The 23,244-nt window shown below is 67.1% G+C and carries 22 protein-coding genes, 1 tRNA gene and 1 pseudogene; 17 read left to right on the top strand and 7 right to left on the bottom strand.

All coding sequences use genetic code 11. The features are described 5' to 3' along the window. Positions 1-75 precede the first annotated feature (75 nt). Genes GGR89_RS09640 through GGR89_RS09625 form a run of 4 tightly spaced genes read left to right on the top strand, consistent with a single transcriptional unit; the run spans position 76 to position 2,630 of the window. Positions 76-633, top strand: a complete 558-nt coding sequence (locus tag GGR89_RS09640) for a flagellar basal body-associated FliL family protein (protein WP_125971855.1) — start codon at positions 76-78, stop codon at positions 631-633. After that, entirely contained in the window at positions 630-1,643 is a 1,014-nt protein-coding gene (fliM, locus tag GGR89_RS09635) for a flagellar motor switch protein FliM (RefSeq protein WP_125971853.1), read from the top strand. Before GGR89_RS09640 ends, fliM begins: the two co-directional genes overlap by 4 nt. Position 1,644: 1 nt before the next feature. Further along, positions 1,645-2,052, top strand: a complete 408-nt coding sequence (locus GGR89_RS09630; protein ID WP_125971851.1) for a DUF6468 domain-containing protein — start codon at positions 1,645-1,647, stop codon at positions 2,050-2,052. Then, on the top strand, positions 2,049-2,630 hold the full coding sequence (locus tag GGR89_RS09625; protein WP_164542592.1) for a MotE family protein: 582 nt from the start codon (positions 2,049-2,051) through the stop codon (positions 2,628-2,630). Before GGR89_RS09630 ends, GGR89_RS09625 begins: the two co-directional genes overlap by 4 nt. A 103-nt stretch (positions 2,631-2,733) precedes the next feature. Here the strand turns inward: GGR89_RS09625 and GGR89_RS09620 are convergent, their stop codons facing one another. Then, positions 2,734-3,150 (bottom strand): hypothetical protein, encoded by a 417-nt coding sequence (locus GGR89_RS09620; RefSeq protein ID WP_125971847.1) that lies wholly within the window; start codon positions 3,148-3,150, stop codon positions 2,734-2,736. Between the two features lie 89 nt (positions 3,151-3,239). On the opposite strand from GGR89_RS09620, the gene GGR89_RS09615 reads away from it, so the two are divergent. Both GGR89_RS09615 and GGR89_RS09610 read left to right on the top strand, forming a co-directional pair. Further along, on the top strand, positions 3,240-3,455 hold the full coding sequence (locus GGR89_RS09615) for a hypothetical protein (protein WP_241217780.1): 216 nt from the start codon (positions 3,240-3,242) through the stop codon (positions 3,453-3,455). Then, on the top strand, positions 3,455-5,278 hold the full coding sequence (locus GGR89_RS09610) for a hypothetical protein (RefSeq protein WP_125971845.1): 1,824 nt from the start codon (positions 3,455-3,457) through the stop codon (positions 5,276-5,278). The genes GGR89_RS09615 and GGR89_RS09610 overlap by 1 nt, the downstream gene beginning before the upstream one ends. On the opposite strand, the gene GGR89_RS09605 is transcribed toward GGR89_RS09610, so the two are convergent. Continuing rightward, on the bottom strand, positions 5,268-7,430 hold the full coding sequence (locus tag GGR89_RS09605) for a TonB-dependent receptor (RefSeq protein ID WP_125971843.1): 2,163 nt from the start codon (positions 7,428-7,430) through the stop codon (positions 5,268-5,270). The two genes, GGR89_RS09610 and GGR89_RS09605, sit on opposite strands and share 11 nt — an antisense overlap. A 185-nt stretch (positions 7,431-7,615) precedes the next feature. On the opposite strand from GGR89_RS09605, the gene GGR89_RS09600 reads away from it, so the two are divergent. From GGR89_RS09600 to GGR89_RS09575, 6 genes and pseudogenes are all read left to right on the top strand, one after another. Further along, positions 7,616-8,017 (top strand): DUF2846 domain-containing protein, encoded by a 402-nt coding sequence (locus GGR89_RS09600; RefSeq protein ID WP_125971842.1) that lies wholly within the window; start codon positions 7,616-7,618, stop codon positions 8,015-8,017. 241 nt (positions 8,018-8,258) lie between these two features. Continuing rightward, a pseudogene (locus GGR89_RS22890) lies at positions 8,259-8,746 on the top strand (IS5 family transposase); the annotation flags it as partial. Between the two features lie 369 nt (positions 8,747-9,115). Continuing rightward, on the top strand, positions 9,116-9,355 hold the full coding sequence (locus GGR89_RS09590) for an acyl carrier protein (RefSeq protein ID WP_206431087.1): 240 nt from the start codon (positions 9,116-9,118) through the stop codon (positions 9,353-9,355). 64 nt (positions 9,356-9,419) lie between these two features. Continuing rightward, positions 9,420-11,330 (top strand): HAD-IIIC family phosphatase, encoded by a 1,911-nt coding sequence (locus tag GGR89_RS09585; protein WP_206434247.1) that lies wholly within the window; start codon positions 9,420-9,422, stop codon positions 11,328-11,330. After that, positions 11,327-12,445 (top strand): SGNH/GDSL hydrolase family protein, encoded by a 1,119-nt coding sequence (locus tag GGR89_RS09580; protein WP_125971835.1) that lies wholly within the window; start codon positions 11,327-11,329, stop codon positions 12,443-12,445. Before GGR89_RS09585 ends, GGR89_RS09580 begins: the two co-directional genes overlap by 4 nt. Positions 12,446-12,449: 4 nt before the next feature. Then, on the top strand, positions 12,450-13,883 hold the full coding sequence (locus GGR89_RS09575) for an MBOAT family O-acyltransferase (RefSeq protein WP_125971833.1): 1,434 nt from the start codon (positions 12,450-12,452) through the stop codon (positions 13,881-13,883). Between the two features lie 97 nt (positions 13,884-13,980). Here the strand turns inward: GGR89_RS09575 and GGR89_RS09570 are convergent. Beyond that, positions 13,981-14,056, bottom strand: a tRNA-Lys gene (locus GGR89_RS09570). A gap of 12 nt (positions 14,057-14,068) precedes the next feature. Beyond that, positions 14,069-14,545 carry a 2-amino-4-hydroxy-6-hydroxymethyldihydropteridine diphosphokinase gene (gene folK / locus GGR89_RS09565; RefSeq protein ID WP_125971831.1) on the bottom strand — a complete coding sequence of 159 codons (477 nt, stop codon included), beginning with the start codon at positions 14,543-14,545 and terminating at the stop codon, positions 14,069-14,071. Positions 14,546-14,568: 23 nt separating this feature from the next. Here folK and GGR89_RS09560 point away from each other — a divergent pair, with 23 nt between their 5' ends. Beyond that, positions 14,569-15,174, top strand: a complete 606-nt coding sequence (locus GGR89_RS09560) for a uracil-DNA glycosylase family protein (protein WP_125971829.1) — start codon at positions 14,569-14,571, stop codon at positions 15,172-15,174. Here GGR89_RS09560 and GGR89_RS09555 read toward each other — a convergent pair. Genes GGR89_RS09555 through GGR89_RS09545 form a run of 3 tightly spaced genes read right to left on the bottom strand, consistent with a single transcriptional unit; the run spans position 15,161 to position 19,530 of the window. Next, complete coding sequence (locus GGR89_RS09555; RefSeq protein WP_125971827.1) at positions 15,161-16,066, bottom strand: flagellin; 906 nt, start codon at positions 16,064-16,066, stop codon at positions 15,161-15,163. The two genes, GGR89_RS09560 and GGR89_RS09555, sit on opposite strands and share 14 nt — an antisense overlap. A 13-nt stretch (positions 16,067-16,079) precedes the next feature. Then, positions 16,080-18,185, bottom strand: a complete 2,106-nt coding sequence (locus GGR89_RS09550; RefSeq protein ID WP_125971825.1) for a FlgK family flagellar hook-associated protein — start codon at positions 18,183-18,185, stop codon at positions 16,080-16,082. Positions 18,186-18,213: 28 nt separating this feature from the next. Next, the gene (locus GGR89_RS09545; RefSeq protein WP_125971823.1) at positions 18,214-19,530 is read right to left on the bottom strand and encodes a flagellar hook protein FlgE; all 1,317 of its coding nucleotides are present in this window, start codon (positions 19,528-19,530) and stop codon (positions 18,214-18,216) included. 197 nt (positions 19,531-19,727) lie between these two features. Between GGR89_RS09545 and GGR89_RS09540 the strand changes: the two genes are divergently transcribed. From GGR89_RS09540 to GGR89_RS09525, 4 genes are read left to right on the top strand one after another with little or no spacing between them, the layout of a single operon-like run. Continuing rightward, the gene (locus tag GGR89_RS09540; RefSeq protein ID WP_125971821.1) at positions 19,728-20,132 is read left to right on the top strand and encodes a flagellar biosynthesis repressor FlbT; all 405 of its coding nucleotides are present in this window, start codon (positions 19,728-19,730) and stop codon (positions 20,130-20,132) included. A 13-nt stretch (positions 20,133-20,145) separates the two neighbouring features. Next, positions 20,146-21,519, top strand: a complete 1,374-nt coding sequence (gene fliI, locus GGR89_RS09535; protein WP_125971819.1) for a flagellar protein export ATPase FliI — start codon at positions 20,146-20,148, stop codon at positions 21,517-21,519. Continuing rightward, on the top strand, positions 21,516-21,947 hold the full coding sequence (locus tag GGR89_RS09530; RefSeq protein WP_125971817.1) for a hypothetical protein: 432 nt from the start codon (positions 21,516-21,518) through the stop codon (positions 21,945-21,947). The genes fliI and GGR89_RS09530 overlap by 4 nt, the downstream gene beginning before the upstream one ends. Further along, positions 21,944-23,014 (top strand): peptidoglycan-binding protein, encoded by a 1,071-nt coding sequence (locus tag GGR89_RS09525; RefSeq protein WP_125971814.1) that lies wholly within the window; start codon positions 21,944-21,946, stop codon positions 23,012-23,014. The genes GGR89_RS09530 and GGR89_RS09525 overlap by 4 nt, the downstream gene beginning before the upstream one ends. Positions 23,015-23,244 lie beyond the last annotated feature (230 nt).

The following is a 23,244-nucleotide window of genomic DNA, read 5'->3' as shown; positions in this document are numbered from 1 at the left end:
GGTGACGGTTCTATAATAGAGGGAAATCGGACGTGCGGACGCCGCGGCCGATAAATCGGAAGGTCCAGGGTTATTATGTCGGCCGAGATCGTCGAGGATAAGAGCGCGCAGGAGACCCCGGCGCCCAACAAGAAGAAGAAGCTGATCATCATCGGCGCCGCCACCGTGGCCGCGCTCACGCTGGGTGGCGGCGGTGCCGCCTTCTTCATGGGCGGCAAGAGCGCGACCAAGACCGAGGCGCATGGCGAGGAAACCGCCGCTGCGGACGAAGGGCATGGCGAAGGCGATGCCAAGGAAGGCGAAGGCGGCCACGGCGAAGGGGAAGGCAAGGGCAAGTTCGTCGACGTGCCCACCGTCTCCGTGAATCTGCGCTCACCCGACGGCGCGCCGCGCTTCCTCAAGCTGCACCTGATGCTCGTACCCGGCCCCAAGACGACCGACGCGGCGCTCAAGGACAAGCTGCCGGTGGTACTCGACGCCTACCAGCCCTTCCTGCGCGAGCTGCGTCCCGAGGATCTGGGCGGTTCGGCGGCCGTGTACCGTCTGAAGGAGGAGCTGATGGTGCGCGCCACCCGCGTCCTCGGCCCCGGCATGGTCAAGGAAGTTCTCATTCAGGACCTGATCCAGCAATGATCGACCTAGACGATTTTGATCTGCCCGATCCGCCCGCGGCTCCGTTCGGCGACGATATCGGCAATTTCGGCCAAGCGGACATCGACGCGCTGTTCGGCGGCAGCGAACCGGTTCTGAAGAAGAAGGGCCTGCGCGCCGTTCTGGAATCGAAGGTCATCAGCCACGAACGGCTGCCGATGCTGGAAGTCGTCTGCGACCGCGTGGTCCGCAGCTTCGCCAGCTCGATGCGCAACATGACCTCGGACGCGATCGACGTGAGCCTGGAGGAAGTGACCTCGGCGCGCTTCGGCGAATTCATGAACCGCGTGCTGCTGCCGGCGATGGTCGGCGTGTTCAAGATCGCGGAATGGGAAAGCTATGGCCTGATCACGGTGGAATCGGGCCTGATCTACTCGGTGGTGGACGCGCTGCTCGGCGGCCGCGGCAGCAACACCCCGACGGTGATCGACGGCCGCGGCTTCACCCCGATCGAGACCTCGCTGGTCTCGCGCGTGCTGGAGACGGCGCTGCGCGACTTTGCCGATGCCTTCGCCCCGATCGAGCCGGTGAACATGAAGCTCGAGCGCATCGAGACCAACCCGCGCTTCGCCGCGATCGCCGCCACCTCGAACATCTGCGCCATTGCAACCTTCCGCGTGGACATGGACGGCCGCGGCGGTTGCATCACCATGGTGTTTCCCTACGCCACGCTGGAGCCGGTGCGCCACAAGTTGCTCCAGCGCTTCATGGGCGAGAAGAGCGGCCGCGACAGCATCTGGGAGGCGCATATGGCCTCCGAGATCCGCAAGACCAACGTGACGGTCAACGTGCTGCTCGGCGAAAAGGCGCTGCCGCTCTCCGACTTGGAGGAGCTGCAGGTCGGCCAGACCATCGCCTTCGACAAGAGCCCCGACGACGCGCTCGACATGGCGTGCGGCGACATCAAGCTCGCCCAGGCCCAGATCGGCCAGCGCAGCGGCCGCGTCGCCGTGCGCTTGGTCAACGACGTTTCCCGCACGAGGAAGAAGTAACATGAGTATCGCGCTTTTCGCCAATGTGCTGACGATCATCCTGTGCGTGGCCGTGCTCGTGCAGAGCATGCGCATGATGCGCAGCCTGCGCGCCGTGAAGGACGGCGCCCTCACCGACGTGGTGAAGGCGCTGGACCATGCGACCGTGCAGGCCCGATCGGTGCTTTCCGACATGAAGCAGACGCTGGGCACCGATTGCGCCCGCCATGCGCGACTGGTGGAGCAGGCCCGGGACCTGCGCGACGAACTTTCGGACATGATCGGCATCGCCGACAGCGCCTGCGAGCGCATCGTCTCGGCGGTGAGCCTGGCCAACGCGCTACGCGTCGCCGGCGAGGAAGCCGCCGCCCAGGGAGCCGAAGCCGAAGCATCGGCCGACGAGACGCCTGCCACGCGTGAGGCCGCATGATGGCGCGCCCCTCCCTGCTGCTGCTGATGGCGGCGGCTTCCGCGATCGCCGCGGTGGCCAATGCCGCCAGCATCGCCACCGGCGATCAGGACGGCACCGCCAAGACCCGGCTCGGCAATTCGATCGAGCGCGACCTGAGCGCGCGCGACCAGGATGCCGCCAAGCGCCAGCGCGCACTCGACCTGCGCGAGCAGGCGGCCAAGGCCGCCGAGCAGCGGCTGGCAGCGAGCGTCGAGGCGCAGCAAAAGGATGCCGCCGGTGCGCCGGGGACGCCCGGAGCCCCCGCCGCCGCCGAAATCCAGTTCGACGAACTCGCCCGCATCTACCAGGCGATGAAGCCGGCCAAGGCCGCGGCGGTGTTCGAGCAGCTCGACATGGAAGTGCAGATGAAGGTGGCGCAGCGCATGCGCCCTGCCTCCACTGCGGCGATCCTGGCGGCGATGTCGCCCAAGGGCGCGGCGTCGCTCAGCATGGCACTAGCACGCAAGAGCGCCACCAAGGCGGTGGCGGCGCCGGTCGCGGCCCAGGCAGGTCCGGCGGTTGCCGGCCCCGCCGGCCCGGCCCGCAAGCCGGGCTGAAACGCCCTTCTTCGAACGCAAAAACGCCGTCGTCCCGGGCCGATCCGGAACGACGGCGTTTTTGTGCACGCAGTAGACGACAGGAAGCGTCCGCCGCGGACGATCAGTTCTGCGAGGCGCCCACTTCGACGATCAGCACGCGGCCCAGGTCCGGCGCGACGGTCTTGAGCGCACCGGTCAACGTCTTGTCGAGATCGGCGACGTTCACCGCGCGCAGCGCCGAGGCGTCCAATCGTGCGAACTCCACGCCGCCGGCGATCGCCGCCATCCGCAGGTTCGGCATCGCTGCGGTGAGCCTTTCGGCGCTCGCGGAATCGTGCGCCTCGATGACCAGCTGAAAATTGAGCGTGCCGGCGACTCGGTCCGAATCGACGATCGGCACCGCGATGGGCTCCATCTTCACCAGATGCAGACCCTCGCCTTCGCCACCGCCGCCGGAGGCCAGCGCACGCCCCGCAGGCAGCGGCGAAACCGCAATTGCCACCAGTCCGAGCATCGCCAGCGTCTGCTTGCCGAGCACCAAATTTCTCCTGCTAATCATATGGGTGCGGCGGCCGCTGCGGCCGCGCACGTCCTATAAATAAGGGACAAGCACTTAACGGATTACAAATGAGCCACGATCAACGCCCCGCCCGGATGCGCGTCGTCGCCGATGCGGGCGCCCGCGGCAATGCCGTCGACACCAGCGAGACGCAGAACGGCCAGGCCGGGCCGGCGGAAGCCGCCGCCGCGGGCGGACTGCCGATCGTGCCTGCCATGATCTTCATCATCGCCTGCATTATCGGCGGCGCGGTCGTCACCTATCTCATGGTCGGAGCCCATTGATGCGCCGTTTGCTGATCGTCGCACTGCTCGCCAGCACCGCCGCCGCGCCGCCCAGCGATCCCGCGCACGCGCCCGCCGACCATGGCGCCGCCCCCGCGGCACCTGCCGCCGATGCCGCGACCCCGGCGGCGGCCCCCGCCGGCCGCCCGGTGCTGCCGCCCTTCGCCGCCACCCTCGCGCAGATGCCGATCGTCACTGACAGCCGCGACTGGCCCGAGCTGAGCGAGGAAGCGGCGTGGGACGAGATCATCCACGCCAAGCCCGAAACCCGCCAGCTCGCGCGCTGGCACTATGTCGGCTCGCTGATCCGCCGCGGCATGGGCGCCGAGGCGCTGGGCGTGCTGGAGACGATGGAGTCCGACGACGAGGATTTGGCCCTCGTCGCGCCGTTCCAGCTCGCCACCGGCGCCGCGCTGGTGATGATCGGCCATAATCGCGACGCGGTCCAAGCACTGTCGTTGCCCGAGCTCGAAGGCAATGCCGAAGCCTGTGCCTGGCGGGTGCGGGCGCTGGCCGGCACCGGCGACGCCAAGGCGGCCGCCCGCCAGATCAATTGCGCCGTCCCCGCGATCAACGGCCGCACGCCGCAGGAGCGCAAGCCCTTCACCCTCGCCGCCGCGCGCGGTGCGATCGCGATCGGCCAGGGCCAGCCCGCGATCGCCTGGCTCAAGCTGTTCGGCGAACAGGACCCACAGGCAAATCTGCTGCGCGGCAAGGCGCTGCTCGCCTCGGGCGATCCCGCCGAGGGGCTGTTCCGCCTGTCGCGCGCCGAGCTGAGCGGTTCGCCCGAAATCCAGGCCGAAGCCAAGCTCGCGCATATCGAAGGCGACCTCAAGCTCCACCGCATCGATCCCTCAGAAGGCGTCAAGCGGCTCGAGGCGCTGCGCTATGGCTGGCGCGGCGACGAGATCGAGGCGAGCGCGCTCCGCCTCGAATATCAGCTGGCGCTGGAGACCAACAACCGCCGCGCGGCACTGCGCAGCGCCGCCACGCTGTTCCGCTTCTATCGTCCGGACGGCGATTCCGGCCCGATGCTCAAGCAGATCCAGACCTGGCTGGCCGAGATGCTCGCGCCCGACAGTGGCACCCCGCTGCCGGAGGCCGCAGGCCTTTACTGGGATTACAAGGAACTGGGGCCCGCCGGTGCCGAAGGCGACGCGCTCGCGCTGCGCCTGGCCGAGCGGCTGCAGAACGCCGGCCTCTATCCGCGCGCGGCCGAGCTGCTCCAGTACCAGCTGATGCAGCGCCGGCAGGACGTGGCGCAGGGCCCGCTCTCGGTGAAGGTGGCCTCGCTGTTCATCCTCTCTGGCGATCCGGTGAAGGCGCTAGACACGCTCCACGCCACCGAGCAGGCGAGCTATTCGGACGCGATGCGCTTCGATCGCAAGCGGATCGAAGCGGTGGCGCTGTACAAGCTGGGTCGCGAGGATGCGGCGATGGCCGCGCTCGACGGCGTGCCCGGCGGCAGCGGCGTCCGCAGCGAGATCCACTGGCGCACGCGCAACTGGGGCTCGTTCATCACCGAGAACGAAGCCACCCTGCCCGCCCCCGGCGCGATGACGCCGCCCGCCCAGGCGATCGTGCTCCGCCAGGCGGTGGCGCTGGCGATGCTCAACCAGGAAGCCAAGCTGCAGGCGCTGCGCGCCCGCTATGGCGCGGCGTTCAAGGCGCTGCCCAGCGCCCAGGCGTTCGACCTCCTGACCCAGCCGTCGCCGACGGTTGACCCGGCGCGGATCAGTGCGGCGATGGCCGCGATCCCCGAAGCGAGCCCGACGGGCGCGATCGGGGACCTGATGGACGCGACGAGCTCGACTACAGGCTGAAGCGCAGCGTCGCGCGCAGGTCGCGGCCTGCGAGCGGCGCATAGTCCTTCAGATAGCTGCTCGCGCGCCGCGCCTCGACGTCGAACAGGTTGTTGGCGGACAGCGTCAGCGTCGTCCCCGGCATCGTCGGGAACGGCTTCAGGCTGAGCGTGGCGTTGACCATGGTGTAGGGTGCGGTGCGCGTCTCGAACGCGGCGATGCGGTTCTGCACGAAGACATGCTCGGCCTCCAGACGGCCGGTGATCCGGTCCGACTGCGCCTCGATGCCGCCCAGCACGCGCGGTGCCGGGATGCGCGGTGCGGGCCCCTCGTCGACGATGTTGGCGTGGACATAGTCCCCCAGCGCATCGAGGTTGATGGCGTAGCCGCCGAGCTGGGCCAGCCGCACCGACCCTTCCGCCTCGAAGCCATAGTAACGCGCGTCGCGCTGGGTGAACCGGTAGCAGGGCAGATCGACGGTGCGCCCGCTGGGGGCCGCTGCCGCCTCGCAGACCGCCTGCGGCGCCTGGTTGTCGCTGATATAGTTGGAGAACCAGTTGTAATAGGCCGAGGCATCGAAGCTGTAGCCGTCGCCATGCGCGTGCACGGTGGCTTCCAAGCCCCAGCTCTTCTCGAGCCGGAAATCGGGGCTGCCCAGCTCATAGGCTTCGGTGCCGGCATGCGCGCCGTTGGCGAACAGCTCCTCGGCCGAGGGCGCGCGCTCGGTGTGCGACAGATTCAGGCCGATCCGCACGTCGCGGGCAACGCCGTAGGAGGCGCCGACCGAGCCGGACAGGGCCTGGAAGCTGCGCTTGCCGTTGAAGAAGCGCGTATCCTCCAGCACGGGATTGGCCGAGAGATCGGTGAATTCGTAGCGCAGCCCCGCCTCGGCCTTGAGCGCGCCCATGTCGAGCTGCTGGAGCGTGAACAGGCCGGTCTGCTGGGTCTTGTTCTTGGGCAGGAAGGCCTCGTCGCCCTGCACGTCAAAGTCGCGCGCGAAATACTGCACGCCGCTCGCACCCCGCCACGCGCCGCGATCGGCCTGGATCAGTTCGAGCCGGCCTTCCAGCCCCTTGTTGTAGAAGGCGGTGCCAACCGCGCCGTCTTCCTCCAGCTCGAAATGGCGATAGGCGGCATAGCCGGCGCGGAGCCGTACCTTCTGGAGGAAGCCACCGCCGGTATCGGCCTCGGCGCGCAGATCGAGCCGATTCTGGACGACGCTCAGTCGCGGCCCTTCCTGCTCCTGACCCGGCTCGGTCGCGAAGCGGATCGGCACGCCGTACAGGCTGTCATAATGGCTGTAGGCGATACCCAGCGTGCCGGTGTCGGTGATGATCGATGCGCCTGCGCCGGCCGTCCAGGTCTTGGCGGCGCTGTTCGGCAGCCGGTTCCGCACGGCCGCATTGGCGGCGAAGTCAATCGGCTCTTCCGCATCGGGGTCGACAGGGAGCGCGGCGCTCGCCAGCGCCTGGCGACGCTTGTCGGCGGTGAGCGCATAGCCGCCGATCTTGAGGTCGCTGGTCTTGGTATAGGAACCGTCGGCGTGCAGCACGAGATGGCTACCCACCGCGACGTCCCCCGCCCCGCCGACCGAGCGCTCCTCCGCGGCCGAGCCATAGGTGCCGATGCCGCTCAGCCGATAGCCCTTCTCCGGCACACTGCGCGGAATGCGGCTGTCGATCACGTTAACCACGCCGCCCATCGCCGACGAGCCGAACAGCAGCGCCGAGGGACCGCGCAGCACCTCGATGCGCTCGGCGAGCAGCGGATCGATGATCACCGCGTGATCGGCCGAGGTGTTCGACACGTCGATCGAGCCGATCCCGTCGGTCAGCACGCGGACGCGCTCGCCCTGGAAGCCGCGCAGGATCGGCCGCGAGGCGCTCGGGCCGAACGAGCTGGCCGACACGCCCGGCTGGCGCGCCAGCGTCTCGCCGATCGTCGGCCGCAGGTTGCGGGTGAGTTCCTCGCCGGTGACCACCGAGGTGCCGGACAGCACGTCGGTCTCGCTCAGCCGATAGGGCGCGGTGACGATGATCGCCGGCGGCTGCTGCGCGGGCGCATCCTTCGCCTGCCCGGATTCGGCGGGCGCAGGCGTTGCGCGGTCGGGATCCGCGAACGCCGAGACCGGCAGCAGCACGAGCGAGGAGGAGAGGAGAAGGACGCGACGCATCGAGATTCCACTTTCTGAAGGGAGCGTGACGCGGGGATGTATCGGGTATGATATATGGTATCAAGACAAATATGGTGCACTGCGAGGAAGAAGTCGCAGCGCTTCGAGCGCCCCCTGCCGACCGATTGACATGCGAAACGAAATCGTCGCACCGTTTCGCCCTTAACAGGGGGAAAGTACCATCAATGCTATTGCCATATCTCGCCACCGCCCTGCTCTCCGCACTCGGTCAGGACGCCGCGCCGGCGGTACAGGAGCGTGGGACCATCATCCTCTACCGGCCCGAAAGCATCATGGGTGCGGCGGTCGCCTGCCCCATTCGTTACAAGGGCGACGTCCTCGTCGAGTTGGGGCGCGGCAAGTACGCAGAATGGTCCGTGCCAAAAGGCAAATACACGCTGGAGAACAAGGTCAGCAGTGTCGACGTCACTGTCGAAGCGGGCGAAAAGCGCTATGTGCGGTGCTCGATCAAGAAGGGCTTCATGGCCGGACGCGCCTCGCTACAACTGGTCGACCAGGCGGACTTCGATAAGCATGGCAAGGATTTCGAGAAGAAGGACGTGGCGGCGATCGACCCCGCCCCCTGATCGGTGCGTCACCGGGCTCGCCCGAGCGAGGCCGGCATGCGCTGCCGAGAACCCCTCTCCGGCTGATAGAAGTTCCGCAGATTTTCGCTATCCGAGCAACGTTCGCAATTGGCAGAGGCCAGATGATCACGCCCAAAGCTGGCTTGCCTGTATATAGAGGGATGCGTTAGGCTGCGTTGACAAAGTGGATTCCCAAGCGACCTGATCTTTGATTGAAGGCTGCTCTTTGCGGGGAGCAGCAATGTCGCGTGGCGATCTGACGGACGAGGAATGGGGCGGTCCTTGAAGGGCTGCTGCCGCCCGAGCGCGGCCGAAAGGCCCGCCCTGCCCATGACAATCGGCGATTTCTGAACGGCATGCTGCATGTCTTGCGGGTCGGTTGCCCCTGGCGCGACATGCATGAGCGTTACGGCAAGTGGACTCGGTTTATGTGCGGTTCCGGCGCTGGGCAGAACAAGGCGTCTGGGATGTGATGCTGGCCACGCTGGTCGAGTTTGGGTTGACCGACGACTGGCAGCACATGATCGACAGCACCACGGTTCGCGGCCATGTTTCGGCAGCGGGCGCTAAAGGGGGACTCATAAGGAGGCTTTTGGTCGATCACGCGGCGGCTTTACGTGCAAAGTCCACGCCCGCTGTGACAATCAAGGACGCCCTCTCGGCTTCCTCCTGACCGGCGGCGAAGCGTCGGATTACGACGCTGTCGAGGGCCTCATGGCGCTACCGGTCAACAAGATCCAGGCTTCTCGGGTACGATAACGCTCGGCCGAACGAACGGGGCGACTCAGGAACTTGAAACCTATGCCATCACGCGACGGCGAGAACGGGGCAATGCCTGTCCGACGACTCGATGATCACGAAGCCCGCACGGCAGCGAAAAGGACCAGGAGCGCGCCCTTTCGTTTTCGCTCCGCACCTGGGCTGGCCCTTGGCATCCTGCCGACCACATCCAAATCGCCGCACTGCAGCAAATTTATGCCGAAGCGATGCCTCCGCCACCTTGACGGCGCGAAAGCCTTACCGTTAACAAACGGTTAAATTCGCTGTGGGCGCTTCGACTTTTGCACCAGGCAGCAAGTTCAGCCGAGGAATATCGCTTTGCAAGACATTTACGACAAGCTGACCGAAATCTTACAAGACGTGTTCGACGATGACGAAATTGTTGCGTCGCCCGAGCTCGCCGCCGCCGACGTGGACGGGTGGGACAGCCTGGCGCACGTCCGCTTCATCCTCGCCATCGAGCGCGGTTTCGGCGTGAAATTCTCCGCCGCGGAGGCCAGCGCCTTCGCCAATGTCGGCGAACTTGCCAACGGAATCGCTGCGAAGCGTAGCGCTTAACGTCGCCTCGCGCGCGCCGCGAACGGCCGCAGTCGGCGACGGATTACTCTGGGGGGCTTTGGCCGTGAGCGAAGATATTCTGAAGGATTTGTCGTGGCTGCCGCGCGCGCCGGATGACTTCCGCAAGCAGCGCCGGGCGTTGAGCGACAAGGCCGGCCCGATCGGGCAGGACCTGCGCTTTCTCGCAACGCACCAGCTCAGTGACAGCCAGCTGACGCAGCTGGCCCAGTCGATTGCCGACTTGCGATCGGCCGGCGCGGATCTGTCGCCGCTGGTTCCCTTCCGCCTCGGCCTCGTCGGCAACGGCACGCTGGACCTGCTCGCGCCGCTGCTGGTGGCGAGCGCCGTGCGGCACGGCATCGCGCTCGAGGTCGTGCAGACGGAATATGGCCAGCTCATGCAGGAGGCGATGTCTCCGCAGTCGGGCATCAACAGCGGCAAGTGCGACGCCGTGCTGCTCGCACTCGATTACCGCGCCCTGCCCGGCATCGGTTCGCCGACCTCGGTGAACGACGCGCTCGCCTTCATCGGCGCGCTGCGGGAGGGCTTCCGGCAGAATGGCGGCGCGATCTCGATCGTCCAGACCTTTGCCCCGCCGGCGGAAGCGCTGTTTGGCCATATCGACCGCGTGCTCGATGCCTCGCCGCGCGGCGCGCTCGACCGGATCAACACCGAACTGGCGCGCAGCGTCGCCGCCAGCGATGACGCGCTGTTGGACGTCGCCGCGATCGCCGAGCTGGTCGGCCTCGCAAACTGGCATTCGCCGCAGCAGTGGAACCTGGCCAAGCTGCCGTTCGACGCCGCCTATGCGCCGTTCTACGCCGATCATGTCGCGCGGCTGATCGCCGCCATCAAGGGCAAGTCGCGCCGCGTGCTGATCCTCGACCTCGACAACACCGTCTGGGGCGGCGTGATCGGCGACGATGGACTGGAGGGCATCCGCATCGCCCAGGGCGACGCGGTCGGCGAAGCCTTCCTTGCCGTGCAGGCGAATGCGCTGGCGCTCCGCGCGCGCGGCGTGGTGTTGGCGGTATCCTCGAAAAACACCGACTCGGTCGCCCGCGGGCCGTTCCGCGAGCATCCCGAGATGCTGCTGCGCGAGGACCATATCGCCGTCTTCCAGGCGAACTGGAGCGACAAGGCGACCAACATCAAGTCGATCGCGAACGAGCTCTCGCTCGGCCTCGACGCGATGGTGTTCCTGGACGACAACCCGATGGAGCGTGATCTGGTCCGTCGGATGCTGCCGCAGGTTGCCGTCCCCGAACTGCCGGCCGACCCCGCGCTTTATGTGCGGACCTTGATGGCCGCCGGCTATTTCGAGACGATCGCCTTCTCCGAAGAGGATCGCAAGCGCGCCGATTTCTATCAGGACAATGCCAAGCGCGTCGCGCTCCAGGCATCGGCGGGGGATCTCGATTCCTATCTCGCCTCGCTCAACATGGAGATCTTCTTCGCGCCCTTCGACGCGATGGGACGGAAGCGGATCGCGCAGCTGATCAGCAAGTCGAACCAGTTCAACCTCACCACCCGCCGGTACACTGAGGCCGATGTGGCGGAGCTGGAGGAAGACCCCGATGTCTTCACCCTGCAGGTCCGCCTCACCGACGCGTTCGGCGACAACGGCATGATCTCGGTGATCGTCTGCCGGCCGCACGGCGACGATGCGTGGGAAATCGATACCTGGCTGATGAGCTGCCGCGTGCTCAAGCGCCGGGTGGAGCAGATGGTGCTGCGCGAGCTGGTCGAGGCTGCGCGGCGGCATGGCAAGAAGCGCCTGGTCGGCGTCTACATTCCTACCGATCGCAATGCCTTGGTCGTCGAGCATTACGCCGAGCTGGGCTTCACGCAGGTGGCCACGGATGCGACGGATGGCCGAACCGTCTGGGAGCTGGACACCGCGACCGAGGTGCCCGAGGCGCCGATGACGGTGCACCGCGCCGCACAGCGCGCCGAAGCGGAGGCGGCGCAATGACGGCGCCTGCCCGGCGCCTTCCCAAACGTGATCGCTATCTGCTGCCGCTGGTCGTCCTGGCGGTCGCGCTGACGATGGTGATCGGCAGCGAAGTCGCGGCACGCTGGTGGATGCCCGAGCAACCCAACGACGCCTGCCTCGCGGACGATGCCTTCTTCGGAAAGCTGCCGCGCAAGAATTGCACCTCGCGGACCAAGGTCGCCGAGGGCGACTGGACCACCTATCGCTATAACGAATGCGGCTACCGTTCGGAGACCTCGTGCGCGCCGGTGCCGGCATCGACGATCCGGATTTCGGTCATCGGCGCCTCGACCAGCTGGGGCTATCGCATCCCCACCCCGCAGACCTGGTGGCATCGCACCTCCGACGCGCTGTCCAAGATCTGCGGCCGGCCGGTCGACGTGCAAAATCTCGGCGGCGTGTACAATCTCAACCAGGTCGCCCGCACCGTCCAGCCCGCGCTCCAGCTGAAGCCCGACGCGGTGCTGATGATCGTCACCCCCTTCGATCTGCAGCGGCTGCCGCCGGGCGACTTCGACATGGCCTGGCAGCCCGAGGCGGCCCCGGCCGCGCCCAAACGCGAGCTTCTCGGCAAGATCAAGGACAGCCTCGAGGTCAGCCGCTTCGCCACCTTCGCGCAGCACATGCTGTACCGCCAGCCCGAGAGCTATCTCAACGGCTTCCTCACCTCCGGGGATCGCGCTGGCTTCCTGCGCCCGCCGTTCAACGGCGAATGGCAGCGGCGCCTGACCTTCGCCGATCACGCGCTGGCACACATCGCTGGGCAGGTGCACGCGCAAGGGGTACCGCTGATCCTCGCCTTCGTGCCCCACCAGGCCCAGGCGGATATCCTGACGCTGCGCAAGGCCTATCCGGGCGTCGATCCGTACGCGATCGATCGTGCGCTGGGTGCGATCGCGGCGCGGCACGGGATCATTTACCGCGACCTGACCGCGAGCTTCGGCAATCGGGAAGATGCGGCGTCGCTCTACATGAACGTCGACAGCCACCCGACCGGCGCGGCCAACAGCCTGATTGCCGACGGCATGGTCAGCGGACTGCTCGCCTCCTCGCTGCGCGACGGCAAGTGCAGCGCATCCGCCGGGAAGGAATGAAGCGATGAACGTCCCCTCCTTCCCCTTTCTCGGCTTCGCCGTCCTCGGTGCGATCCTGTACAACCTGCTGCCGGCCGGCATTCTGCGCCGCGGGCTGCTGCTGCTGATCAACCTGATCTTCCTGTCGACCTTCGTGCATGGCTGGCAACAGGCGCTGCCCTATGCGGGCTTCCTGCTCACCGGGTTCCTCGGCACCAGGCTGCTGATGGCGCAGGGTCCGCGCTGGCGCCTGCCGGTGCTGATCGCCGTCATCCTCTTCGCTTTCTTCTGGCTGAAGCGCTACACCTTCATCCCGGCCGCGATCAACCTTCCGTTCCTCTACACCACGGTCGGGCTGTCCTACGTCTTCTTCCGCGTGCTCCACCTGATCATCGATGCCGGACAGGGGCAGATCAAGGAGCGGATCTCCCCGCTCGACTATCTGAACTACACGCTCAATTTCACCGCGCTGGTCTCCGGCCCGATCCAGTTCTACCAGGACTATCGCGAGCAGGAGCGCAACGGCGAGAAGGTGGACCTGTTCGCCGCGGGATGGGCGGCGGAGCGCATCATCGTCGGCATGTTCAAGGTCGCCATCGTCTCGACCCTGCTGATGCAGGGGCAGAAAGCGGCGATCGCCGATCTCGCGGTGGCGTCGACCTTCCCGATGCGGGTGCTCTATTGCGCGCTGATCGGCGCGATCTATCCGCTGTTCCTCTACGCGAACTTCTCCGGCTACACCGATTTCGTGATCGGCTGCGCGCGCCTGTTCCGCATCCGCCTGCCCGAGAACTTCCACCATCCGTTCATCGCGGAGAACTTCATCGCCTTCTGGTCGCGCTGGCACATCACCCTGTCCAACTGGCTGAAGGTCTATGTCTATACGCCGTTCCTGATGACGGCGATGCGGCGGATACCGTCGCCCGCGATCGAGCCCTATCTCGCGGTCGCTGCCTATTTCGTCACGTTCTTCCTGGTCGGCGCATGGCACGGCCAAACCAGCATGTTCCTGTTCTTCGGCGTGCTGCAGGGCGGCGGCGTGGCGATGAACAAGCTCTACCAGGTCGCGATGACCAAGCGGCTGTCGCGCAAGGGCTACAAGCAACTCTCGGCCGAGCCCTGGTACCGGGTGTTTTGCCGCGCGCTGACCTTCACCTGGTTCGCCTTCACGCTGCTGTGGTTCTGGTCGACCTGGGGGCAATTGGGACAGTTCATCCAGCAGGCGGGCTGGCCGGCGGTTGCCTGCGGGTGGGTGCTGGTACTGCTGGTCGCGATGCCGGCACTCAGCCTGCTCCGGGCAGTGCAGGGGCCGATCGAGGCGCGCAAGGTCGATCCCGCCGCCGTTCCCGCATCGCGCTACTGGCGCACGGCGCTGTCGACCGCGATGCTGATCATCCTCATCGGCACTACGGTGTTGCTGAACGGCCCGGCGCCGGACGTGGTGTACAAGACCTTCTAGTACAGGCGGTCAGAACGCCACCGCTCTCCACACGGCTTCGAGGGAGCACTCCGGGGAAGGATGCTTACTGAAGGAAGTCGGGGACGTGGAGAGGCGGTGGTGGGTCCGCCGGGATTCGAACCCGGGACCTCTCGATTAAAAGTCGCTTGCTCTACCGACTGAGCTACGGACCCACATCCCGCCACCTAGGCGCAGGGGCGCCGCCGGTCAACCGCGTGCAGCAACGGAAGCGTCGTCCGCCCCGTCACCGGGTCGCGCCAATGCGGCGCCACCTCCGCCAGCGGCGCCAGCACGAAGCGGCGGGCACGGTACTGGGGGTGCGGTATCGTCAGTACGGGACTTGCCCAGCAGCCGCCCGACCAAAGCACGATATCGAGATCGATCACCCGCGCGCCCCAGCGCTGCCCCCGCCGCCGGCCGAAGGCGCGCTCGATGCTCTTGAGCCGGCGCAGCAGCGCCTCGGGCGCCTCGTCGGTCTCGATGATGGCGGCGGCGTTGGCAAAGCGGCGGATCGAAGGGCCTAGCGGCGGCGTCTCGTGGATGCGCGACACCGCCCGCGCGCCGCCGATCGCCGCCAGCGCCGCCTGCACCTCGGCACGCGGCCCGCCGTGGCGGCCGCGACGGTTCGAACCCAGGGCGAGGATGTAGCTTGTGACAGACACGCCCCCGCGCCTATCGCGGGCGCATGTCCACGCCAAGCCCCGAACCCGATCGCGACTGCCCGCGCTGCCCCCGCCTCGTCGCGCTGCGCACCCAGCTGCGCGCCGAGCAGCCCGAATGGTGGAACGCGCCGGTGCCGATGCTCGGCGATCCGGACGCACCGATCGCGATTGTCGGCCTGGCCCCCGGACGGACGGGCGCGAACCGCACCGGCCGCGCCTTTACTGGCGACGATTCGGGATTGCTGCTCCTCACGGTGCTGGAGAAGCTCGGGCTGGCGGAAGCAGGCGAACCGAAGGGCGTGCAGATCCTCAACGCGGTGCGCTGCCTGCCGCCGGAGAACCGCCCCACGCCGGCCGAAATCCATGCCTGCCGCCCGTTCCTCATGGGCCAGTTGCGCGCGCCGATCGTGGTAGCGCTGGGCGAGATCGCCCACCAGTCGACGGTGAAGGCGCTGGGCGGCAAGCTGCCCAAGGCGCGTTTCACACATGGCGCCGAGCACCGCCTGCCGAAGGGGCAGACGGTGCTCGATAGCTATCACGTGTCACGGTACAATCAGAACATCGGCCGGTTGACCGAGCCGATGCTGACTGCGGTGTTCGCGCGCGCGATCGCGCTCAGAGATACTTGACGAGGCTCAGGCTGGAGAGCTGCGAGAACACCGAATAGCTCGCCTCGAGCACGGTCTTCTGCTGCGACAGGTCGATCGCGACCTGGCCGAGATCCGCGTCCTCATTGTCCTGGATCACCTGCTGCAACAGCAGCGAACGCTCTTCGCCGCGCTTGGTCAGGTCTTCGACCTGGCTTTGCTTGCGGCCGTTATCGGCGTTGACGGTGCCGAGCTGCTTCAGGCCCGCATCCATTTTGGAGACGACGCCCTGGAGCGCAGTCATCTGCGCGTCGGTGAGCTTGTCGCCGATCGGGCCGATCTGCGCCATCGCCCGATAGGCTTCGTACAGGCCGGAACCGAACGAACTGGCGTTGACGCCATATTGCACGTCGAGGCCGTCCGCAACGCGGGCGCTCGCGAGCACATTGTCGTCATGGAAGGCCTGGTCCGCCGGCACCGTCGCGGCATCGGCGAGCGTCGCTACCGAGAAGGGCGCGCTGTCCGTCTGCGAGCCGCCGAACAGCGGCACGCCGCCTTCTGCCGCGTTCAGCGACGAGCGCATCTGGGAGAAGCCGTTCTCCATCGCCTGCTGCAGGCCCGCCGACTGGCCCGTGCCGATCGCCGACAGGATCTGCTTGCGCAAGTCGGTGTTGGTGGTCTGCACCCCCTCGATATGGCCCTGGTACAGCGACATGGTGGTGCCGACGCGCTTGGCGACGTTCGACTGCGCCTTTTGCTGCTCGAGCAGCGTGTGCGCCGACAGGTTGCGCACCGCCTCGGTGCCGAGAGACGCGAAGTCGGTCGCCTTCTTGCCGGTGGACAGCTGCTTCTGGGTGATCGCGAGCTTTTCCTGCGCGGTCGAAATGGCGCTGGCCATGGTGCGCTGGAGCGGAATGGTGGCAACACGGGTCATGGGTCAGCTCCCCTTAACGGACCATCTGGAGAAGGGTGTCGTACATCTGCGTGGCGGTGCTCATCACGCGTGCTGCAGCCGAATAGCTGTTCTGCAGGACGACCATCTGCGAGAGTTCCTCGTCGATGTTGACGCCAGAATAGCTGTCGCGGCGGTTGACCGCGTCGGACTTGCGCGCGTCGGCATCGTCGAAGCGGTTCTGCGCCTGGCTGGCTTCCAGGCCAGCGCGGCCGAGCAACGCCGTCGAAAAGCGGCCCACCGTGATCACGCCGTCCTTGCCGAGATCTAGCGTGCTCGCCAGCTTGTCGGCAAAGGCAGTGGCGCCGCGGGTATCACCGGCGCCGATCGCCTTGCTGCCCACCGCGACGCTGGTGTCGACCCGGGCGAGCGGCAGCTTCGACGGGGTGCTGGCGATGTCGTTGCGGACCTGGGCCACGTCGAGGCCGCTGTTGATTCCGCTGAGGCCCGACAGCGACGAGAAGCTCCGGCCGCTACCGAAGCGGTCGGTCGAATCCGAAGCGATCGTCAGCGACGCACCCGATAGCCCGCTCGCCGGGTCGAAGCGAACCCGTCCGCGACTATCGAGCGAGAAGGAACCGAACTTGCCGAGATTGCTGCCGTTGAGCTGCGTGATGACGTCGCCCATCGTGCCGCCAGTGGTCGGCTGCAGCGTGTAGCTGGTCAGCGCCAGGCCGGACGAGTCGCGCAGGATCACCTGCGCGGTCTGGCCGGTGGTGAAGCCGTGCGGATCCGCCGCCGTGAAGCCGGTAGGCACCAGCGTGCTGCTGTCGCTGCGGATCAGATCGTTCATGCCGAAATATTGCGACACGCCGACGCCGGCGCGGCTGCTCGGCGTTGTCGAGGATTGCGAGATCGCCACGCCGTTGCCGGCACCCGCAGCGGTGAAGCTCAGCACACCGTTGGTGAAGTTTGCGGTCGCCGCGCCGCCCAGCCCGGCGTTGATCGCGGCCACCATGTCGTTCACGGTCGCGCCGGCGCCCAGCGCGTCGAAGTCGATCTCGGTCTTGGCGACGAGCGTGCCGGAGGCGCTGGCCACCGAGAAGGTCGCCTTGCCTGTGAAGCCCAGCCGGTCGGTGCCGGTAAGGCCGCTCTGCCGGCCGGTGAGGCTGGCGGGCGGCGGCATGGTGGTGCCTTCGTTCGATACCGCGTTGAGCGCCTCGGAAAGACCGCTGAACGTCACGCCCAGCTGCTCGGAGAAGGAGGGCAAGGTGCGATCGCGCAGGTCGAGCAGGCCGCCCAGTTTGCCGCCGACCGCTGCCGATTCCAGCTTCTCACCGGTCAGCGCGCCCTGATTGCCGTTCTTGTCCGAAAAGCGGATCGAGATATCCGGGTAGGTCGCCAAGGCGTTGCCGACCCCGCTGTCCTTGTTCGGATAGTCGAGCTGACGCAGGCGCGAGTCGAGCAGCATCTGGCCCGAGGTGGTCTCGATGATCACCCGGCCGTCCGGCTGGTCGCGAACGTTGACCGAAAGCATGCCGCTCAGCTCTTCGATGGCGCTCATCCGCTGGTCGGCGGCACCGCTGGCGTTGCGGCCGAGGCCGGTCGCCTGCGATACGGTGCCGTTCAGGTCGTAGATGCGCCGGAGCAACGTGTTGATCTTGTCGACCGAATAGCCGACCTCAGACTCCACGTCGCTGCGCAGCCCTTGGACGTCCTTGGTGAGCTGCTGCATCGACGAGATCGCGTCCGAGACGTTACCGATGAACACGGCGCTGGTCTGGGTGGAGGATTGCGAGCCCGTCATCGCGATGGCCGAGGCGTTGATCGCATCCAGCCGTGCCGGCAGGCCGGACTTGGCGCCGGGCTCGCCGAGCAGCGACTGGAGCCGGTCGAGATAGCCGGAGGTGACCTCCGCCTTTCCATAGTCGCCGGCCCGCCGATAGACGGTGGCTTCCAGGAAGCGGTCGGCGACGCGTTCGAATTCGCCCACCGAAACGCCGGTGACGTTGCCCGACATTACCGACGTGGTCAGGTTGACCCGTTCGCGGGCATAGCCGGTGACGCCGACATTGGCGATGTTGTTCGATACCGCCTTCAACCCGGCCTGGGCAGCTGCCAGGCCGGAAGCGGCGGTTCCTAGGATATCGTTCAGCGCCATGTCGTGCGTCCCCCGGCCTCAGTCGTCGTCAGCGCTTCAGATCACTGACTTCGCGCAGCATGTCGTCGACGGTCGTGATGATCTTCGACGATGCGCTGTACGCGCGCTGGAAGCGGATCATGTTGGTGAACTCGCCTGCCAGATCGACAGTCGAGGCTTCCAGCGTGCTCGACGAGATCTTGCCCGCGCCGAGCTGGCCCGGCGGGTTCATCGTCATCGAGCCCGACGCGCGGTTCGACGAATAGGCATTGCCCGAGATGCGGGTAAGACCGTTCGGGTTCGGGAAGGTCGCGATCGGCAGCTGGAACACCTGGCGGCTCGCACCATCGTCGAAGATCGCGCTGACCACGCCGTCCTTCGAGACTTCGGTCGCGGCGATGTTGCCCAGCGTACCGCCATTGGTGCCACCGGTGACGAGCGACGAGGGATCACCGAACGAGGTGAGGCCGTTGGTGGCGCCGTCCTTGCCCATGTCCAGCGTGATCGGAACCGAGCTGGAGCTGTTGGTATAGGTGATGGTGAGCGGGTCGAAGAGATTTGCGGTCGATGCCCCCAGATTGAGGCTGCCGTCGCCGTTGAACTTGACCGTGCCGGAGCGCAGCAGGCCGTTGGCGGCGGTCACGTCGCTCGCCGGAACCGCATAGGCTTCCATCTGCCACTCGTTCGCGGCCGTCTTGAGGAACGACATCTTGATCTCGTGGCCGCTGCCCTGCGAGTCATAGACGGTGAACGAGCGCGAAAACTGCGGCGTGATCGTGCCGTCCGCCATCTTGCCGGCCGCGTAGGGACCTGACGGCGAGGTCGGATCGTAGTTCGCCGCACTCGACTGGAGGTTGATGTGCGCCTGCAGCTTGTTGGTAGGCGCCGCGGTGCCGACCAGGTCGGTCAGGCGGACCGGGGTCAGCTGGTCGAGATTGCCGGTGTTGGTGTAGCCACCAGTCGCATCTAGACGCCAGCCATAGAGGTAGAGGCCGGCCGAATTGCGCAGATAGCCTTCTTCGTCGGGCTTGAACGAGCCCGCGCGGGTATAGGCGACAGGGTCGTTCTCGGCCAGACCGGTGCGGGTGATGAAGAACCCGCCGCCGTCGATCGCGAGATCGGTGCTGCTGCCCGAGGCCTGGAGCAGGCCCTGCTTGGAAACCTGTGCGAGCGGCGCGGCCGCGACACCACCTGCCGAATAGCTCGCCGAGGTGCGACCATCGGTCACCAGCGTGCGGAACTGGGCTTCGACGCCCTTATAGGCGACGGTATTGATGTTGGTGATGTTGTCGGCGACGGTGGCCATGGCACTCGACTGCGCGCTCAGCCCGGAAACGCCAGCGTAAAGAGCGGAATAGAGGCTCAAGTTTAAAACTCCTCGAATGCCCGCGCGATCCCCACGCCGGCGACATCCTCATTGTAGAGGGGTGAGCAGTTCGCCCAAATCGGCGGGGCGATTTTTGCCGCATCCGCGCATGGGGCGGCAAAATTTGCCGGGTGTTTGCCCACCCGCGCCTGCAACGCACCTATAAGTTGAGGAACGCTTATCGAAAGGCCTGTGCCATGCTTCGCATCACGCTCCGGGACGGTGAGAAGGCGATCGTCAACGGCGCAGTGCTGCGCGCCGTCGGCCGGACCCAGATCGCCGTCGAGAATATGGTATCGATCCTGCGCGGCCGCGAAGTGATGCGGCCCGAGGAAGCGACCACCCCTGCCCGCCAGCTCTACTTCGCGACGATGCTCGCCTATATCGATCCCGCGGGCCGCGACGCGCATCATGACGCGGTCGTCCAGCTGCTCAGCCTGCTGATCGCCAGCCTAGGCACCGCCGAGGCGCGCGAGCTGTGCATCCGCTTCGCCAACGACCTCGCCCAGGCCGAATATTACAAGGCGCTCGCCGCCGCCCGCGAACTGATCGCGATGGAAGACGCCGCCGCGGCCGACACCGCCACGACGCAGGCCGCCTGAAGGAGCCCGCGCGATGCAGACGCTCGCCAGTGCCGCCCGCGCCATCAAGGAGATGGTCCCCGACCGTCGCTTCGGGCGCGTGGTGGCGGTGCGCGGCGCGCTTATCGAAGTGGAAGGCCTGACCGGCGTCGCCCAGATCGGCAGTCGCGTCGAGATCCAGTCCCCCACCGGCAAGGTGGAAGCCGAGGTCACCGCGCTCGACCGCGGCGTGGCGCTGTGCCTGCCCTTCGTCGATCCGCAAGGCGTGGGCCTGGGCGCGATCGCCGAGCTGGGCGCGGGCCAGTTCACCGTCCGCCCGTCCAAGGCCTGGCTCGGCCGCATGATCAACGGCCTCGGCCGCCCGGTCGACGGGCTCGGCCCGCTGGTCAACGGCGCCGATCCGCAGCCGATCAAGGCCTCCCCGCCCGCCGCCGCCGGCCGTTCGCGCGTCGCAGAGCGGATCGAGACCGGGGTGCGCTGCCTCGATACCTTCGTGCCTTTGTGCCGCGGCCAGCGCCTCGGCCTGTTCGCCGGCTCCGGCGTCGGCAAGTCGGTGCTGCTGTCGATGCTCGCGCGCTGGACCCAGTGCGACGTCGCCGTCATCGGCCTGATCGGCGAACGCGGCCGCGAAGTACAGGAATTCATCGAGGACGATCTGGGGCCCGAGGGCATGGCCCGCTCGGTCGTCGTCGTCGCCACCTCGGACGAGCCCGCGCTGATGCGCCGCCAGGCCGCCTGGACCACCCTCGCCGTTGCCGAGCATTTCCGCGATCAGGGCCTCAACGTGCTGTGCCTGATGGACTCGGTCACCCGCTTCGCGATGGCGCAGCGCGAGATCGGCCTCGCCTCGGGCGAGCCGCCGGCGACCAAGGGCTACACCCCCACCGTCTTCGCCGAGCTGCCGCGCCTGCTCGAGCGCGCCGGCCCGGGCGCGCCCGGCCAGGGCATGATCACCGGGCTGTTCACCGTCCTGGTCGACGGCGACGACCATAACGAGCCGGTCGCCGATGCGGTGCGCGGCATCCTCGACGGCCATGTCGTGATGCGCCGCGCGATCGCCGAGCGCGGCCGCTATCCGGCGATCGACATCCTCAAGTCGGTCTCGCGCACCCTGCCCCATTGCCTCGAGCATGAGCAGAACGAGGTCCGCCTCGCCGCGCGCAAGCTGCTGTCGACCTATGCCGACATGGAAGAGATGGTGCGGCTCGGCGCGTACAAGGCGGGCTCCTCGCCGGACGTCGACCGCGCCGTCGCGCTGGCGCCCCGCATCGAGGCGCTGCTCAACCAGGGCAAGAACGACCAGGGCCATGCCGAGGCGGCGTTCGCCGAGCTTGCCGCGATCCTCTCCGGCGAGGCCGCGGGCGATCCGGACCATGGCCACGGCCATGACGTGGGTCTCGCCGCATGAGGACGCCGTTCGATACCGCGCTGCGCATGCAGCAGCGCACCGTCGACGACCTCAAGGTCCGGATCGGCGCGGCGATCGAGCGCATCGCCGAACTGGAGCAGCAGGGCCGCGACCTCGTCGCGCGCATCCGCGAGGAGCGCGTGCTGGCGCATGCCCTGCCCTTCGCCTCGGACGCGTGGCTCGCCACCGCCAAGCACGCCCAGGCACGCATCGCCGAGGAAGTCGTGGCCGAACAGGCCCGCCTGCTCAATCTTCGCGAGCTGGCGCGCGAGGCCTATGGCACCTGCCGCGCGATCGAGAGCGCCGCCGAGCGTTTCCGCGCCGAGGCCGAGCGTGAAGCCGAAGCCGCCGAACAGGCGGCGATCGACGACATCGCCGCGGCGCGTTTCCTGCGCGAGCGCAAGCGGATGCTGGTGAAGGCCGCATGATCCACCGTACCGACCTTGCCGCGCTCACGCCGGCGCAACGCGCCAACGTGATCTACGCGCAGGCCCAGTCCGAACTCTCGACCCGCCTGTGGCGGGCCGCGATCGGCGATGGCGAGCGCGACAACGACAAGACCCGCTCGCCGCTGGGCGGCGGATCGGACATGGCGATGGATTCGCTGCTCGAACTGCTCGGCACCCAGGCGCCGAAATCGGCCAAGGGCAAGTGCAAGTGCCAGTGTTCCTGCTCGTGCCATGACGAGGACGCGCCGGACGATATCGCCGCGCTCGCCAAGCGCGCGCTCAACCCCGGCGCCGGCCGCACGCCGGCCGTCGCCGAGCATGCAACCCTGCCCGCCTCGGGTTCGGTGGTGAGTGCGCTTTCCGGCGCAAACGGCTTCCCGAAGACGGGCGGCTTTTCGGGCGGGCTCGCGCTGGGCAGCAACGCCCGTTACGCCGACACCCTCGCCGCCGCCGAGGCGCGCAGCGGCATCCCGCGCTCCGCGATCGCCGCGATCGTCGATGCCGAGGCCGGCAAGGGGCAGGACGGCAGCTGGAACCCGCTGTCGCGCAACCCGCGTTCGAGCGCGGCCGGGCTCGGCCAGTTCCTCAGCGGCACCTGGCAGACGCTCGCCGAACAGAGCGGCACCTGGCTGAACGAAGTCGCCCAGGCCCGCGGCTGGCTTACCGCGAAGGGCAAGATAGATCCGGCGCGCCGCAGCGAACTGCTCGCGCTCCGCTACGATCCGCAAGCGTCAATCCTGAGCGTCGCCGACATGGCGAAGAACAATCTGCAACATTTCGAATCGGCGGGCCTCAACGTGCGCGCCGATTCGGAAACGCTCGCCAAGGCGGCCTATCTCGGCCATCATTTGGGCCTCGGCGATGCAAAGAAGTTTCTTGCGGGCAATATTGATGCAGAGCGTGCGCGCACGTTACTTGCCGCGCAGGTCGGCGGATCGGCGGCCGATCAGCGCATCGCCAGCGCCGGCGATGCGACCAGCGCCCACCGGAAATGGTTACTCGATTTCATCGATCGCCACGTCCAGCCGGACAAATTCTCCTCCTGAAACAGCCATTTAGTCCGTTTTCTCACTTGTTCGCGACACCGTTGAACAGTGATTAACCATCATTTTTTCAAGCACTTGGCTCGCCAAGCGAATCGGCGTTGCTATAAAGCTTGGGAGTGCGTTTGCGGAAAACTACCTAGGGTCAGGACCCATTGATGTGGGAGGCGCGATCTGATTCAGGCTCCGTGAGGAGAGAGTGGATGAGCGACCTGTACTGGCTGACGGATGAG

The organism is Sphingomonas trueperi (genome assembly GCF_011927635.1).
GTDB classification, from domain to species: domain Bacteria; phylum Pseudomonadota; class Alphaproteobacteria; order Sphingomonadales; family Sphingomonadaceae; genus Sphingomonas; species Sphingomonas trueperi.
Note: the sequence above shows the minus strand (reverse complement) of the source record. Positions and strands in the feature narration are given on the sequence as shown.